The organism is Pseudomonas sp. P4_B4 (genome assembly GCF_056402255.1).
The window spans coordinates 146,791-162,354 of the sequence record NZ_JBFUHS010000012.1; the positions used below are offsets into that span (position 1 = coordinate 146,791).

Annotated in this window: 12 protein-coding genes and 1 pseudogene; 5 read left to right on the forward strand and 8 right to left on the reverse strand. The window is 60.7% G+C overall.

Features of this window, described 5'->3' with window-relative positions:
- Nucleotides 1-93: 93 nt before the first annotated feature.
- The gene (yjgA, locus tag AC1DVE_RS15190; RefSeq protein WP_056728351.1) at nucleotides 94-618 is read left to right on the forward strand and encodes a ribosome biogenesis factor YjgA; all 525 of its coding nucleotides are present in this window, start codon (nucleotides 94-96) and stop codon (nucleotides 616-618) included.
- A gap of 48 nt (nucleotides 619-666) precedes the next feature.
- On the opposite strand, the gene tldD is transcribed toward yjgA, so the two are convergent.
- From tldD to mreB, 8 genes are all read right to left on the reverse strand, one after another.
- Nucleotides 667-2,109, reverse strand: a complete 1,443-nt coding sequence (gene tldD, locus AC1DVE_RS15195) for a metalloprotease TldD (protein ID WP_223455576.1) — start codon at nucleotides 2,107-2,109, stop codon at nucleotides 667-669.
- Nucleotides 2,110-2,121: 12 nt separating this feature from the next.
- A complete protein-coding gene (locus AC1DVE_RS15200) occupies nucleotides 2,122-2,976 on the reverse strand; it encodes a carbon-nitrogen hydrolase family protein (RefSeq protein WP_223455575.1) in 855 nt (284 codons plus the stop codon).
- A 69-nt stretch (nucleotides 2,977-3,045) separates the two neighbouring features.
- Complete coding sequence (locus AC1DVE_RS15205; RefSeq protein WP_223455574.1) at nucleotides 3,046-6,849, reverse strand: YhdP family protein; 3,804 nt, start codon at nucleotides 6,847-6,849, stop codon at nucleotides 3,046-3,048.
- A 75-nt stretch (nucleotides 6,850-6,924) separates the two neighbouring features.
- On the reverse strand, nucleotides 6,925-8,382 hold the full coding sequence (gene rng / locus AC1DVE_RS15210; RefSeq protein ID WP_007970246.1) for a ribonuclease G: 1,458 nt from the start codon (nucleotides 8,380-8,382) through the stop codon (nucleotides 6,925-6,927).
- A gap of 57 nt (nucleotides 8,383-8,439) precedes the next feature.
- A complete protein-coding gene (locus AC1DVE_RS15215) occupies nucleotides 8,440-9,036 on the reverse strand; it encodes a Maf family protein (RefSeq protein WP_223455573.1) in 597 nt (198 codons plus the stop codon).
- A gap of 32 nt (nucleotides 9,037-9,068) precedes the next feature.
- Nucleotides 9,069-9,560 (reverse strand): rod shape-determining protein MreD, encoded by a 492-nt coding sequence (gene mreD, locus AC1DVE_RS15220; protein WP_103394147.1) that lies wholly within the window; start codon nucleotides 9,558-9,560, stop codon nucleotides 9,069-9,071.
- Nucleotides 9,560-10,681 carry a rod shape-determining protein MreC gene (mreC, locus tag AC1DVE_RS15225; RefSeq protein WP_223543404.1) on the reverse strand — a complete coding sequence of 374 codons (1,122 nt, stop codon included), beginning with the start codon at nucleotides 10,679-10,681 and terminating at the stop codon, nucleotides 9,560-9,562. The genes mreD and mreC overlap by 1 nt, the downstream gene beginning before the upstream one ends.
- A gap of 143 nt (nucleotides 10,682-10,824) precedes the next feature.
- On the reverse strand, nucleotides 10,825-11,862 hold the full coding sequence (gene mreB / locus AC1DVE_RS15230; protein ID WP_002555108.1) for a rod shape-determining protein MreB: 1,038 nt from the start codon (nucleotides 11,860-11,862) through the stop codon (nucleotides 10,825-10,827).
- A gap of 211 nt (nucleotides 11,863-12,073) precedes the next feature.
- On the opposite strand from mreB, the gene gatC reads away from it, so the two are divergent.
- The 4 genes and pseudogenes from gatC to AC1DVE_RS15250 form a co-directional block, all read left to right on the forward strand.
- The gene (gatC, locus tag AC1DVE_RS15235; RefSeq protein ID WP_046040026.1) at nucleotides 12,074-12,361 is read left to right on the forward strand and encodes an Asp-tRNA(Asn)/Glu-tRNA(Gln) amidotransferase subunit GatC; all 288 of its coding nucleotides are present in this window, start codon (nucleotides 12,074-12,076) and stop codon (nucleotides 12,359-12,361) included.
- Nucleotides 12,362-12,378: 17 nt separating this feature from the next.
- Entirely contained in the window at nucleotides 12,379-13,830 is a 1,452-nt protein-coding gene (gene gatA / locus AC1DVE_RS15240; RefSeq protein ID WP_046040025.1) for an Asp-tRNA(Asn)/Glu-tRNA(Gln) amidotransferase subunit GatA, read from the forward strand.
- A gap of 10 nt (nucleotides 13,831-13,840) precedes the next feature.
- Entirely contained in the window at nucleotides 13,841-15,286 is a 1,446-nt protein-coding gene (gatB, locus tag AC1DVE_RS15245; protein ID WP_223455572.1) for an Asp-tRNA(Asn)/Glu-tRNA(Gln) amidotransferase subunit GatB, read from the forward strand.
- A 116-nt stretch (nucleotides 15,287-15,402) separates the two neighbouring features.
- Nucleotides 15,403-15,564, forward strand: a pseudogene (locus tag AC1DVE_RS15250) (IS110 family transposase); the annotation flags it as partial.

Below are 15,564 nucleotides of genomic sequence, written 5' to 3' on the forward strand. Positions count from 1 at the left end.
AATTCTGCTTTCGGTAACGGTCATCGAGCGACCGGGCCGGACAAGCGGCCCCCGACTGGTTATCATGGCGGCGTTTCTTTGCGGACGGCCACCATGGTTGATTCTTACGACGACTCCCTCGATACGGGAGAAAAAAGCAAATCCCAGGTTAAACGCGAGCTGCATGCTCTGGTTGACCTTGGCGAGCGCCTTACAACACTCAAGCCTGACTTGCTGGCAAAACTGCCCTTGACCGACGGAATGCGTCGGGCTCTGGCCGATGCGCCCAAGCACACCGCGAACATCGCGCGTAAACGGCACCTTCAGTTCATCGGCAAACTGATGCGCGATCAGGACACTGCCGCGATTCTGGTTTTGCTCGATCAACTCGATGCCTCCACTCGCCAATACAACGAACGCTTCCATAACCTGGAGCGCTGGCGCGATCGTCTGATTGCCGGCGACGATGCCGTTCTGGAAAAATTCGTCGTCGACTACCCGGACGCGGACCGCCAGCAATTGCGTTCCCTGATCCGTCAGGCCCAGCATGAGGTTGCGCAAAACAAGCCTCCTGCTTCCAGCCGTAAAATCTTCAAGTACATCCGTGAGCTGGACGAGACTCAACGCGGTCTGCGTTAATTCTCGAATCGGGTGAGCTGCCTCGCAGCTCACCCGCAGCCTCACTTCTTACGAACCCGTGCCACCCACGGTGATCGCATCAATCTTCAGCGTTGGCTGGCCGACACCCACCGGCACCGACTGCCCATCCTTGCCACACGTGCCCACGCCGCTGTCCAGTGCCAGATCATTACCGACCATCGACACTTTGCTCATGGCTTCCGGCCCGTTGCCGATCAGGGTCGCGCCTTTGACCGGAGCAGTGATCTTGCCGTCCTCGATCAGGTACGCCTCGCTTGTGGAGAACACGAACTTGCCACTGGTGATGTCCACCTGACCGCCACCCAGGTTGGCGCAGTAGATGCCGCGTTTCACCGAGGCGATGATTTCCGCCGGATCGCTTTCACCGGCGAGCATGTAGGTGTTGGTCATGCGTGGCATCGGCAGGTGCGCGTAGGATTCGCGACGACCGTTACCGGTGCGGGCCACGCCCATCAGGCGCGCATTGAGCTTGTCCTGCATGTAGCCTTTGAGCACGCCGTTTTCGATCAGCGTGGTGCACTCGGTCGGCGTGCCTTCGTCGTCGACGCTCAACGAGCCGCGGCGACCGGCCAGGGTGCCGTCATCGACAATGGTGCAAAGCTTCGACGCAACCATCTCACCCATGCGCCCGCTGTAAGCCGAACTGCCCTTGCGGTTGAAGTCGCCCTCCAGACCATGACCGACGGCTTCGTGCAACAGCACGCCCGACCAACCGGAACCGAGCACCACCGGCAAGGTACCGGCCGGTGCCGGGATGGCTTCGAGATTGACCAGCGCCTGGCGCAACGCTTCACGGGCATAGCCCATGGCGCGGTCTTCGCCGAGGAAGTAACGGTAATCGGTCCGACCGCCACCACCATGGCCGCCGCGCTCACGCCGACCGTTCTGCTCAACGATCACGCTGACGTTGAAACGCACCAGCGGGCGCACATCCGCCGCCAGACCGCCATCGGTGGAAGCCACCAGAATCCGCTCCCAGACACCGGCCATGCTCACGGTGACTTGCTGGATGCGAGGGTCGAGGGCGCGGGTCGCGGCATCGATTCGCTTGAGCAAATCGACTTTCTCGGCACGGGTCAGCACTTCCAGGGGATTGTCCGGCGCATACAACTGCGCGACATCCTGACTGGTGAATGCCTGTACCGTGCCATGCTGCCCGGCCCGGGAAATCGAACGGGCGGCCCGCGCCGCCGCGCCCAGGGCTTCAAGCGTGATGGCATTGCTGTAGGCAAACCCGGTTTTTTCACCCGATTGCGCGCGCACGCCCACACCTTGGTCAAGGTTGAAGCTGCCTTCCTTGACGATGCCGTCTTCCAGCGCCCAGGACTCGGAGATCTGCCCCTGGAAATAAAGGTCGGCCGCATCGATGCCCGGCCCGGCCAGGTCGCCGAGCACGCCTTGCAGGCTCTCGATCGTGACGCCACCGGGCGCCAGCAGGTGTTCACTGACTGAGGACAACAACTCGCTCATATGCTTTACGCCTTAAATTCGTCGTTCTGATGCAGGTCGCTGGGCGCCCTGCGAGAAAAAGCGCCGGTGACTGGACACCGGCATCCGCGCCCGGATGGACGCCTGTTCGCTGCTGTCGCGTTCGGCCAGCAGCACGGCCTCGCCTTGATCCTGTTGCGCCAGCACACGCCCCCACGGGTCGACGATGGCGGCATGGCCAAAGGTTTCCCGCGGCCCCGGATGCGTCCCGCCCTGGGCAGCCGCGAGCACGTAACATTGCGTCTCGATGGCTCGCGCACGGATCAGCACATCCCAATGCGCCGCACCTGTCACCGCCGTGAAGGCCGAAGGGGCGGTAATCAGTTCCGCGCCGGCCGCGCGCAATTCGCTGTACAGCTCGGGAAAGCGCAGGTCATAGCAGACCGTCAGGCCGACCCGGCCGACGGGCGTGTCCGCCACGACCACCCCATTGCCATAAGCATAGTCATCGGATTCACGATAACGGCCACGATTGTCCGCCACGTCCACATCGAACAGGTGCAGCTTGTCGTAGCGCGCCACCGTTTCGCCCTGGTCATCGACCAGCAACGAACAGGCATGCACTTTGGCCGTCGGCTGATCCACCGGCGGCAACGGCAATGTGCCGGCCACAATCCATAACTTGAGGTCGCGTGCGGTCTGTTTCAACCAGGGCAGGATCGGGCCTTCGCCCAGTGCTTCGGCGCGCCCGATGTCGGCAATGTCGCGCCGGCCCATGGCTGCGAAGTTTTCCGGCAATACCGCGAGCTGCGCACCACCGGCGGCCGCTTGCTCGAGCAAGCGACGGGCCTGGGCCAGATTGGCCGGCACATCGCTCTGGCTGACCATTTGAATCACCGCTACAGACATGGCGCACTCCTGGAATCGTATGCGGCCATGCTACTCCATAGGCTTGCCGAGTGCCTTTTCAAAAGGATCTCAAAAAGCCTTGTCGAAGGTGATTTTCGGTTCTTTCCACGGCCCCTGGACGGTGTACTTCACACTGGCGAAACGGGAAACGCGGTCACCGATCAGCTTGTCGATCAGGAATAGCGCCCCGCCGACCGCGGGTGCACCGACGATCAGTGCGGCGATCGGCAAGTTATTGGTCACTGGCAAGGTCACCAGCAGTTTCGCATCGATCTGATCGGCCACCATGTTCAGGGTGCCATCGAGTTCGATGGTGCTCGACGGGCCGGTCAGCCGGATCGGCTCACGGGTGACATACACCCCATTGGTCCCAACCAGCAGCCCCTTGACCCGGTCATAACTCAGACCTTTGCCGAACAGGTCGGAGAAGTCCAGGCGCAGGCGCCGGCCGATGGAGTTGAAGTTAAGCAAACCAAATACCCGCAACGCCTGGGCACTGCCTTCGACCTCGACGAACTGGCCCTGATTGAGCGTCGCATCGAGCGAACCGGAGAAGCGTTTGGTCGCCACCCAGGCCGGCGAGCCGGGCCAGCGGCCATCGACATCCATATAAAAGTCCTGGCTGGTGACGCTCGGCGCAAACCCCCAGCCCTTGAGCACGTCGGCGAGGTTCTTGCCGCTGATACGGCCCTTGTACCAGCTGTTGCTGGCGCCAGGCACGCCTTCCCAGCCACCGCTGCCCACCAACAGCATGCCCTTGAGGCCCAGGTCCAGCGAGTTGAACGCGATGCCCTTGGCCGTCGGACGGATCTTCAGCGACCAGCCCCCCACCAGATCCGGGCCCTGGAATAGCTGATTGATGATGATGTCCATCGCGGGGATTTTCGTCGGGTCCACCGACGCCAGAGGATCCGGCGAGTTTTCATCGGCCAGCACGGCCGGGTCCGGTGCGGGCAGGCGCACGGTTTGCAGATTGATCGTGATTGGCGTGGCCTTCGAATCGGGAAGGCTGGCGCTGCCCTTGATCTGCTGGCTGTCGAGTTGCAGCGCCCAGGCGGAAGGCTTGCGTGCCAGCTGGATCGAGGCCTGATCGAGCGTGGTACCGATACCGCTGAGCTTGCCCACCTTGAAATCCGCGCCGCTGAGTAATTGTTTGGCGCTGCCGCCGGGGTCCTGCCCGGCGTATTTATCCACCAGATCCTTCCACGGGCCAACGTCCAGCTCCGACAGCACACCCCTTACCCGCAGGCCTTTGGTGCCAGGCAACACGGCCTCGCCGCCACCGAGGAACAAGTCCCCGCGACCGTCGGCGAAATTGCTGGCCGGGGCCGCAAACGTGAAACTCGCCAGGTCCGCGTAGTTGACCCAATAGCGCCGCTCGTCGCCCTGCAAGGTCATGCGGAACGTCGTGTCACGTCCGGCATCGGCGGTCATGCCGAACGGTGCAGGCAAATCGACGGCCACGCCCTTGAGGTTGGAATTGACCCTCAATTGGCTGTCTGCACCGTCCAGGGTCAGTTGCAGTTGATACGGGATCACGCCGCTCACCGGCAGAGGCTGGGTCACCTTCAGCCAGTCGGTCAGTTTCTTGACCTCGACCTGGCCCGACGCGGTGACCCGGGTATTGAGTTTGCCCGGGCGGCCATCGGCAAAAATCTGTGCAGTGACCGGCTTTTCGAACGCCCGTGCGCTGATGTTCTGCCCGCTCAGGCCTTTGGCACTGTCGAAACGGAAATCACCTTTGAGCTGGGTCAGTTCCAGTACAGGTTCGGCCAGCTTCAAGCGTGCCTTGGCCGTCTTGAAGTCGACGAGGATCTTCGGCTCCTCGCCTTTTGCCAACGGAATATCCAGCTTCAACTTGCCTTGCAGGTCTCCCTCGCCTTCCCAGCCGGCAAAGGTTGCCCCGGTGCCGATCGGCGCCTCCTGGAGGATTTTCAGGCCATCGCCCAAACCGCCGGTAAATCCGCCATCGAGGAACAAATGAACGTTTTGCCCCGCCGGCACATGGGGAATGTTGACGTAGATATCGCTGACCTGCGTGTCGAGCAACTGGCCCTTGCTGGCCAGAATCCGCACCCCGCTGTCCTCGACAAACACATCACCGCTGACCTTGCTGACATGGGGCCAGCCCGGCTGGAAGGCCAGTTCGGCATCGTGAACCTTGAAGAACAGGCTGATGCTGCGATCGACGTCCGCGGCACCATGGCTGAGCGACCCTTGATACTGGAAGAAGCCTTGATCCACCGCGCCCTTGAGAATCGCCGTGCGCAGCCATTCATCCAGCGCCGGGCTGAGGACTGCCGGCAGGTACTTGGCGGTGTAGCGACCGTCACCGTCCACCATGCCGACCCGCAGGTCCATGTAGTCTTCCTGGGTGCGATCGAAATGCAGGCGAATCAGAAAGTCGCCGGCAATCTTGCCTTCCTCGCCCAGCACTTTCAGGTACGGCGCGATCAGGGTGAAACTTTCTTTATCGAGTTTCCAGGTCAGCCGCGCATTGGCCTGAATGTACTGCCACGGCTTGGCGAAAATCGGGTCCAGGTGCAGCATGAAATCCTTGCTGTCCATGCGCAACTCGCCTTGCCCCAGGTCACCGCTGATGCTGCCGCTGACATTCCGCGCCGCCGGCGCACCGTGATAGGCATCGAAGCCTACCTGATCGAGGTTGGCGGCAAAGCCGAACTTGCTGTCGTCGGTGGCATTGGGGCGGAAGTCGACCAGCACGTTACGCAGGCCACCCGTGACTTTGAGCCGCTCGACGACCGTGGCAAAACCTTCTGGCAACGGCGCCAGGGCGTTGAGCAACGGGGTAAGTGGAGAGAGATCAACCCGGTCGGCTTGCAGATGCCAGAGCTCTTCGGCTTTATCAGTGGCGGCGCGTTGCTTGAGCTGCAGATGCGTCTCCCAGCGGGTCTCGCCGAGGTTCATCGCCAGGGAATCGAGAGTCACTGACACGCCTTCGGCATTGCGCTGGAAGTATCCATTGAGCGCCAGGTTATTGATCTGGACCGGCCTGCGCTCGGCATAGGCACCCTTGAGTTGTGGCGCGTTCAAGCGCACCGCAGCGCTTTGCATGGAGCCTTTGCCCCAGGTCAGCCAAAGCTCGCCACCAGCTTTGATCTCAGAGAAACTCCACTCTTGGGTCACTCGCTCGGGCAACCACTTAGACCAGTCACTTTGCGGCAGGCTTAGATAGACCTCGGCTTCACCATCCCTCCATTGACTGGCTCGAATGCGGGTGCGCAGACTCATGGCCACCGGCTGCCCGTCAGGCAGCGTCAGCCGTGCGTCGAGCCGCTGCCGCGACTCCCCGGTTTTCAGATTGAGGCCGACGTAGGTCAGGGTCAGCGGCGACTGTGCAAACGGCTGCAAAGTCACCTGGCTGTCGAGTACCGACAGTTGCTGGATCATCTGCATACGATTGAGCATCTGTTCCGGATCGGTTGGTTGATCCTGTTGCACCGGCAAACCTTCCAGCGCCCATTGACCGTCGTCGCCCTCCTTGACGCTGATTTTCAGGCCACTGAGTTGCAGATGAGCAATGCGTACCTGACGGGCCAGCAGGCTGGCCCAAATGTCCGGCACTGCGCGCACCTGATCCAGGTGCAAGGCATTGGCGCCCTCGCCGACCGTCACGTCGTGCGCCATCAGTATGGGGGCAAATCCACTCCAGTTGCCTTCCAGCTCACCGATCTGCAACGGCATGCCCAAGGCATCGCTGGCTTTGGTTTCGATGTCGGCACGGTACTCGGCGACTAACGGCGTCAGCTCCCGGCCCAGGCTGACGTAGAGCGCCATCAACACCAAAACCAACGCGCACAGGCCCAGACCCCAACGGGTCAGTACGGCCAAAATGCGTGTCAGACGGTCCATGTCAGGTGGCCCCCATGGCAAAAAATTTGCAAAAAGCTGAGGCCAGCCATTCTCGAACAATCAAAACGATACGCTTCAGAGCAGCACCACGTCGTATTGTTCCTGGGAATACATGGTTTCGACCTGAAAGCGGATGGTGCGCCCGATAAACCCTTCCAGCTCGGCGACGTTGCCCGACTCTTCGTCGAGCAGGCGGTCCACCACTTTCTGGTTTGCCAATACACGATAGCCTTCCGCCTGATAGGCGCGAGCCTCACGCAGGATTTCGCGGAAGATTTCGTAGCAAACGGTTTCCGGGGTCTTGAGCTTGCCGCGTCCCTGACAGGCGTTGCATGGCTCGCACAACACTTGTTCAAGGCTTTCGCGGGTGCGCTTGCGGGTCATCTGCACCAGGCCCAGTTCGGTGATACCGATGATGTTGGTCTTGGCGTGATCACGCTCCAGTTGCTTTTCGAGTGTGCGCAACACCTGGCGTTGGTGCTCCTCATCTTCCATGTCGATGAAATCGATGATGATGATTCCGCCGAGGTTACGCAGGCGCAATTGACGGGCGATGGCCGTCGCGGCTTCGAGGTTGGTCTTGAAGATGGTTTCTTCGAGGTTGCGATGGCCGACGAACGCCCCGGTGTTGACGTCGATGGTGCTCATGGCTTCCGCCGGGTCGACCACCAGATAACCGCCGGACTTGAGGGGGACCTTGCGTTCGAGCGCCTTCTGGATTTCGTCTTCGACGCCATACAGGTCGAAAATCGGCCGCTCGCCCGGGTAATGCTCCAGACGGTCGGCAATCTCGGGCATCAACTCGGCGACGAATTGCGTGGTTTTCTGGAAGGTTTCCCGGGAGTCGATGCGGATCTTCTCGATTTTCGGGCTCACCAGGTCACGCAGGGTGCGCAGCGCCAGACCGAGGTCTTCGTAGATCACGCTAGGCGCGCTGATGGTTTTGATCTGGGCGCTGATCTGATCCCAGAGCCGGCGCAGGTAGCGGATGTCCATGAGGATTTCATCGGCGCCGGCGCCTTCGGCTGCCGTACGCAATATGAAACCGCCGGCCTCCTTGATCCCTTCCTTGGCCACGCAGTCGGTGACCACTTGCTTGAGGCGTTCGCGCTCGGCTTCGTCTTCGATCTTCAGGGAAATGCCGACGTGAGCGGTGCGCGGCATGTACACCAGGTAACGCGAAGGAATCGAAAGCTGGGTGGTCAGGCGTGCGCCTTTGGAACCGATCGGGTCCTTGGTCACTTGCACCACCAGGCTCTGGCCCTCGTGCACCAGTGCACTGATGCTCTCGACCGCCGGGCCTTCGCGCAGGGAAATTTCCGACGCATGAATGAACGCGGCACGGTCCAGGCCGATATCGACGAATGCCGCCTGCATGCCCGGCAGTACCCGCACGACTTTGCCTTTATAGATGTTGCCGACAATCCCGCGCTTTTGTGTGCGCTCGACATGGACCTCTTGCAGGACACCGTTTTCGACCACCGCCACGCGCGACTCCATCGGCGTGATGTTGATCAGGATCTCTTCACTCATGGCAGGGTCTCGTTCAGGCATGTTCACGATTATGGCCGCATCTGTTCAGGAAGACGCTTAAAGCGCGTTCCGGGGTTGCCAACAGGGTATGCCGAAATGGCCGAGCAGTTCCGCGGTTTCGCAAAGCGGCAGTCCGACCACCGCTGAATAACTTCCATCGAGCCCGGCGACAAACACCGCACCCAGTCCTTGAATGCCATAACCGCCCGCCTTGTCCTGTGGTTCACCGCTGGCCCAGTAGGCCACGGCTTCTTCACGACTGATATCCCGAAAACGCACGCGACTGGTGACAACCCGGGACTCGCAACGTTCGCCATCGAGCACGGCAATCGCGGTCAGGACCTCATGCTCACACCCTGACAACATCATCAGCATGGCGCACGCATCCGCTCGATCAACCGGTTTGCCGAGAATTTTTCCATCGAGCACCACGGCGGTATCGGCGCCGAGCACGCAGAACGGTTCGTCAGACACGACGCCGCCGCGCCCGGCCTCGGCCTTGCCGCGCGCCAGACGCTCGACATAGGCCGATGGGGACTCTTGGGATACAGAGGTTTCATCGATATCCGCACTGACGGCGGAGAACGGAACGCCGATCTGCGTGAGCAACTCACGCCGACGCGGCGAGCCAGAGGCGAGGTACAACCGTTTCATCAAGACCTCTCCCTGTCTAATGCCTGAGCGAATTAATTGATTTTGTAGCGTCGACGCAATCCGCGCAAACCGAAACTGATCCAGGGCCAGAGCAATGCACTGACCAGTGCCGGCAGCACCAGCGCCAGCGTTGGCTGACGATTGCCGGTCAATGCGCTGAGCCAAAGTTGTACAAGCTGGGCGAGGCCGAAGATCACCAGAATCACCAGGCTCTGCTGCCACATCGGGAACATCCGCAGGCGTTGTTGCAGCGCCAGCACCAGATAGGTGATGAGCGTCAGGATCAAGGCATTCTGACCCAGCAAGGTACCGTAGAGCACGTCTTCAGCCAGCCCCAGGCAAAACGCCGTCACCATCCCGACGGTCTGCGGCAGGTTCAACGCCCAGAATGCCAGCAACAAGGCCAGCCACAGCGGGCGCAGGATTTCCATGAATTGCGGCAGAGGCGAAACGCTCAGCAGCAGTCCGACGGCAAACGTCAGCCAGACTATCCAGCCGTTTCGGGATGCTTTTACACCGGCCATTATTCTCTTCCCACAGGAGTGGCCGGCGCGGAGACTGGCGGTTTGGCGGCAGGCTTCGCGGCAGCGGGTTGCGCCGCTGGCGGTTTAGCCGCCACAGGATGCGTGGCCGCAGGCTTGGCTGGCGTGGTGGTTGTCTTGGCTGGCGCAGTGGCCGCAGGAGCCACTGGTGCAGCGGCTGGTGCGGCAGGGACCACGGGGCTGACCAGTTTCGGAACTGTCGCCGGAATGATCGGCCCACCGCCCTGCGCGTCCAGGCTTTCCTGAGCCTGTGCGGCGTCGTTGGCGCGCTCTTCGGCAGTCCGGTTGTCGCTGAACACCAGCAGCAGATAACGGCTACGGTTCAAGGCAGCAGTCGGAATGGCGCGGACAATGGCAAACGGCTGGCCGGAATCGTGAATCACTTCCTTGACCGTCGCCACCGGGTAACCGGCCGGGAATCGTTGGCCGAGGCCGGAGCTGACCAGCAAGTCGCCTTCCTTGATGTCGGCGGTATCGGCCACATGCCGCAACTCGAGACGTTCCGGGTTACCGGTGCCGCTGGCAATCGCCCGCAAACCGTTACGGTTCACCTGCACCGGAATACTGTGGGTGGTATCGGTCAGCAGCAAGACACGGGAGGTGTAGGGCATTAACTCGACCACCTGGCCCATCAGGCCACGGGCATCGAGCACTGGCTGGCCGAGGACCACTCCGTCACGCTCACCTTTGTTGATGATGATGCGATGGGTGAAGGGGTTGGGGTCCATGCCGATCAACTCGGCCACTTCGACCTTTTCATTGACCAGTGCCGACGAGTTGAGCAACTCGCGCAGCCGAACATTCTGCTCGGTCAGGGAGGCAAGCTTCTGCATGCGCCCCTGCAACAGCAGGTTTTCGCTTTTGAGTTTTTCGTTTTCGGCGACGAGTTCGGTCCGGCTGCCAAACTGACTGGCAACGCCTTCCCACAGTCGTCCGGGCAGGTCGGTGATCCAGTAGGCGTCCATCAGCACCAGCGACATCTGGCTGCGTGCAGGCTTGAGCAGACTGAAGCGGGCATCGACCACCATCAGCGCGACCGATAGCACGACCAGCACCAACAGGCGCACGCCCAGTGAAGGGCCCTTGGTGAAAAGCGGTTTAATAAGCCGCTCCTCCCAGGCAAATGTTCTGTTTATTCATACGGCAGCAATCCGGCCTGGATGCAGACTGACAGAAGATAAACGCGAACAGGCAGCACTGCAAAGTGCCGCCTGCGCGCTCAACAGCATAGAGGCAATCCGGCGACTTATTCGCTGGAAAGCAGGTCCATGGTGTGTTTATCCATCATTTCCAATGCACGGCCACCGCCGCGAGCAACGCAGGTCAGCGGGTCTTCGGCAACGATCACCGGCAAACCGGTTTCCTGGGCCAGCAATTTGTCCAGGTCACGTAGCAAGGCGCCACCACCGGTCAGTACCAGACCGCGCTCGGCGATGTCGGAAGCCAGTTCCGGAGGCGATTGCTCCAGAGCGCTTTTCACGGCCTGAACGATAGTTGCCAGGGACTCTTGCAGAGCTTCCAGCACTTCGTTGGAGTTCAGGGTGAATGCGCGTGGAACGCCTTCGGCCAGGTTACGGCCACGAACGTCGACTTCGCGAACTTCACCGCCCGGGTAGGCGGTACCGATTTCCTGTTTGATGCGTTCGGCGGTGGATTCACCGATCAGGCTGCCGTAGTTGCGACGCACGTAGGTGATGATCGCTTCGTCGAAGCGGTCGCCGCCAACGCGCACGGATTCGGCGTAAACCACACCGTTCAGGGAGATCAGCGCGATTTCGGTGGTACCGCCACCGATATCCACGACCATCGAACCGCGAGCTTCTTCAACCGGCAGGCCGGCACCGATCGCAGCGGCCATTGGCTCTTCGATCAGGAACACTTCACGGGCACCGGCACCAAGGGCCGATTCACGGATTGCACGACGCTCAACCTGGGTGGATTTGCATGGAACGCAGATCAACACACGAGGGCTAGGTTGCAGGAAGCTGTTTTCGTGAACCTTGTTGATAAAATACTGCAGCATTTTTTCGCACACGCTGAAGTCAGCGATCACGCCATCCTTCATCGGACGAATGGCAGCAATGTTGCCCGGCGTACGGCCGAGCATGCGCTTGGCTTCGGTGCCGACAGCAACGACACTTTTCTGGTTACCGTGTGTCCGAATGGCCACAACGGAGGGCTCATTCAGGACGATACCGCGCTCGCGCACGTAAATAAGGGTGTTGGCAGTGCCCAGGTCAATGGAAAGATCGCTGGAAAACATGCCACGCAGTTTCTTGAACATGGGAAAGGGACCCTAGGCAACGCGTGGGTAAAAAAGTGCGGCAAACTCTAACAACGACAGGGATTTTGGGCAAGGCGCCAATATGTTAAATTGGCCGCTTTTCTGTGCACCAAGCCCCACAATCGCGGCCTTATGACCGTAGAAGTGCGGTAGTGTTCCGACAATCTAACACACGGACGCCGTCCGTTTTGTTTTCCACTGGAGAATCCCAATGGCGCTTGAACGCTCCGACGTGGAAAAAATCGCTCATCTGGCCTGCCTTGGCCTCAATGATGCCGATCTTCCACACATCACTTCGGCCCTCAACAGCATTCTCGGGCTGGTCGACGAAATGCAGGCGGTCAATACCGACGGTATCGAACCGCTGGCCCACCCACTGGAAGCCAACCAGCGCCTGCGCGCAGACGTCGTGACCGAGACCAATCATCGCGAGGCCTACCAGTCCATCGCACCAGCGGTCGAAAACGGCCTGTACCTGGTTCCGAAAGTCATCGACTAATAGGGAAAGAGCCTGCAATGCATCAATTGACTCTGGCCGAGATCGCCCGCGGACTCGCCGATAAAAAGTTTTCCTCCGAAGAGCTGACCAAGGTCCTGCTGGCGCGCATCGTCCAGCTCGATCCACAGCTCAACAGTTTCATCAGCCTCACCGAAGACCTGGCGCTGACGCAGGCGAAAGCCGCTGACGCCCGCAGGGCCAATGGTGAGAGCGGCGCCCTGCTCGGCGCGCCGATCGCCCACAAAGACCTGTTCTGCACCCAGGGCATTCGCACCAGCTGCGGCTCGAAGATGCTCGACAACTTCAAGGCACCGTACGACGCCACCGTCGTCGCCAAGCTGGCCGCTGCCGGGGCCGTGACCCTGGGCAAGACCAACATGGACGAATTCGCCATGGGTTCGGCCAACGAGTCGAGCTACTACGGCGCGGTGAAAAACCCGTGGAACCTGGAACACGTTCCGGGCGGTTCGTCCGGTGGTTCTGCTGCGGCGGTTGCCGCTCGTCTGTTGCCGGCAGCCACTGGTACCGACACTGGCGGTTCCATTCGTCAACCTGCGGCCCTGACCAACCTCACCGGCCTGAAACCGACCTACGGTCGTGTTTCGCGCTGGGGCATGATTGCCTACGCGTCCAGCCTCGACCAGGGCGGCCCGATGGCACGCACCGCCGAAGACTGCGCAATATTGTTGCAAGGTATGGCAGGCTTCGATCCGAACGACTCCACCAGCATCGATGAGCCCGTGCCGGACTACAGCGCCAGCCTCAACGGTTCGCTGCAAGGCCTGCGCATCGGCGTGCCGAAGGAATACTTCAGCGCCGGTCTCGACCCGCGCATCGCCGAGCTGATCCACAACAGCGTCAAGGAGCTGGAAAAGCTCGGCGCCGTGATCAAGGAAATCAGCCTGCCGAACATGCAGCACGCGATTCCTGCGTACTACGTGATCGCCCCGGCGGAAGCCTCGTCCAACCTGTCGCGTTTCGACGGCGTGCGCTTCGGCTATCGCTGCGAAGATCCGAAAAACCTCGAAGACCTGTACAAGCGCTCCCGTGGCGAAGGCTTCGGCCCGGAAGTACAGCGCCGGATCATGGTCGGTGCCTACGCGCTGTCGGCCGGTTACTACGATGCCTATTACCTGAAGGCGCAGAAGATTCGTCGCTTGATCAAGAACGACTTCATGGCGGCCTTCAATGAGGTCGACATCATCCTCGGCCCAACCACGCCGAATCCGGCCTGGAAGCTCGGCGCCAAGAACAGCGACCCGGTCGCTGCGTACCTGGAAGATGTCTACACCATCACCGCCAACCTCGCGGGTCTGCCGGGCTTGTCCATGCCAGCAGGTTTTGTCGACGGTCTGCCGGTCGGCGTGCAACTGCTCGCCCCGTATTTCCAGGAAGGCCGCTTGCTCAACGTTGCGCACCAGTACCAGTTGAACACTGACTGGCACACCCGCACCCCAACCGGCTTCTGAGGAGACACACATGCAATGGGAAGTCGTGATCGGGCTGGAGATTCACACCCAGCTCACCACCCGGTCGAAAATCTTTTCCGGTAGTTCCACCACGTTCGGTTCCGAGCCGAACACCCAGGCCAGCCTGATCGATCTGGGCATGCCCGGCGTGCTGCCGGTACTGAACCAGGAAGCAGTGCGCATGGCGGTGATGTTCGGTCTGGCGATTGACGCCGAGATCGGCCAGCACAACGTGTTCGCGCGTAAAAACTACTTCTACCCGGACCTGCCCAAGGGCTACCAGATCAGCCAGATGGAATTGCCGATCGTCGGCAAGGGCCACTTGGACATCGCCCTGGAAGACGGCACAGTCAAACGTGTCGGCATCACCCGCGCGCACCTGGAAGAAGACGCCGGCAAGAGCCTGCACGAAGAATTCAGCGGCGCCAGCGGCATCGACCTGAACCGTGCCGGCACACCGCTGCTGGAAATCGTTTCCGAACCGGACATGCGCAGCGCCAAGGAAGCCGTGGCCTACGTCAAGGCGATCCACGCGCTGGTACGTTACTTAGGGATTTGCGACGGCAACATGGCCGAAGGTTCGCTGCGTTGCGACTGCAACGTGTCGATCCGCCCGAAAGGCCAGGTCGAGTTCGGCACCCGCTGCGAGATCAAGAACGTCAACTCGTTCCGCTTCATCGAGAAGGCGATCAACAGCGAAATCCAGCGTCAGATCGAGCTGATCGAAGACGGTGGCAAAGTGATCCAGCAGACCCGCCTGTACGATCCGAACAAGGACGAAACCCGTCCGATGCGCAGCAAAGAGGAAGCCAACGACTACCGTTACTTCCCCGATCCGGACCTGCTGCCGGTGGTCATCGAGAACTCGTTCCTCGACGACGTGCGCGCCACCCTGCCGGAATTGCCACCGCAAAAACGCGAGCGCTTCCAGGAGCAATTCGGTCTGTCGGTCTATGACGCCAGCGTCCTGGCCACCAGCCGCGAGCAAGCCGATTACTTCGAGAAAGTCGCGAGCATCGGCGGCGACGCCAAACTGGCGGCGAACTGGGTGATGGTCGAGTTGGGCAGCCTGCTCAACAAGCAAGGCCTGGACATTGAAGAGTCGCCGGTTTCCGCCGAGCTTCTGGGCGGCATGCTGTTGCGCATCAAGGACAACACCATCTCCGGCAAGATCGCCAAGGTGGTGTTTGAAGCGATGGCCAACGGCGAAGGCAGCGCGGACGAGATCATCGACAAGCGCGGCCTCAAGCAAGTGACCGATACCGGCGCCATCTCGGCGGTACTGGACGAAATGCTCGCGGCCAACGCCGAGCAGGTCGAACAATACCGCGCGGCAGACGAAGCCAAGCGCGGCAAGATGTTCGGCTTCTTCGTCGGTCAGGCCATGAAAGCCTCCAAAGGCAAGGCCAACCCGCAACAGGTCAACGAACTGCTCAAAAGCAAGCTCGAAGGCTGATGAGAATGGAGCCAGCTCTAAAATCTGGCTCCTTTCCCCTAATGAAATGGCTACCCCCGCTGCCCCCTGTGATCGCCCACTAAGCTTTCGCAGGGGGCTCATCGGAGATCGTTGCCATGAACAAAGTAGCTATTGCCGCCATCGACTTGGGAAAACACACCTTTCATCTACATGCACAGGATGATCGTGGTCACGAGCTGTACCGAAAAAAATTCAATCGGGTAACGCTCATGCAGCACCTGGCAAATCTCGAGCCCTGCACCATCGTGATGGAAGCC

What these genes read in the sequence shown, in the direction of transcription:
- yjgA (WP_056728351.1), top strand. Translation starts at nt 94, where the DNA reads ATGGTTGATTCTTACGACGACTCCCTCGATACGGGAGAAAAAAGCAAA.
- tldD (WP_223455576.1), bottom strand. Translation starts at nt 2,109, where the DNA reads ATGAGCGAGTTGTTGTCCTCAGTCAGTGAACACCTGCTGGCGCCCGGT.
- AC1DVE_RS15200 (WP_223455575.1), bottom strand. Translation starts at nt 2,976, where the DNA reads ATGTCTGTAGCGGTGATTCAAATGGTCAGCCAGAGCGATGTGCCGGCC.
- AC1DVE_RS15205 (WP_223455574.1), bottom strand. Translation starts at nt 6,849, where the DNA reads ATGGACCGTCTGACACGCATTTTGGCCGTACTGACCCGTTGGGGTCTG.
- rng (WP_007970246.1), bottom strand. Translation starts at nt 8,382, where the DNA reads ATGAGTGAAGAGATCCTGATCAACATCACGCCGATGGAGTCGCGCGTG.
- AC1DVE_RS15215 (WP_223455573.1), bottom strand. Translation starts at nt 9,036, where the DNA reads ATGAAACGGTTGTACCTCGCCTCTGGCTCGCCGCGTCGGCGTGAGTTG.
- mreD (WP_103394147.1), bottom strand. Translation starts at nt 9,560, where the DNA reads ATGGCCGGTGTAAAAGCATCCCGAAACGGCTGGATAGTCTGGCTGACG.
- mreB (WP_002555108.1), bottom strand. Translation starts at nt 11,862, where the DNA reads ATGTTCAAGAAACTGCGTGGCATGTTTTCCAGCGATCTTTCCATTGAC.
- gatC (WP_046040026.1), top strand. Translation starts at nt 12,074, where the DNA reads ATGGCGCTTGAACGCTCCGACGTGGAAAAAATCGCTCATCTGGCCTGC.
- gatA (WP_046040025.1), top strand. Translation starts at nt 12,379, where the DNA reads ATGCATCAATTGACTCTGGCCGAGATCGCCCGCGGACTCGCCGATAAA.
- gatB (WP_223455572.1), top strand. Translation starts at nt 13,841, where the DNA reads ATGCAATGGGAAGTCGTGATCGGGCTGGAGATTCACACCCAGCTCACC.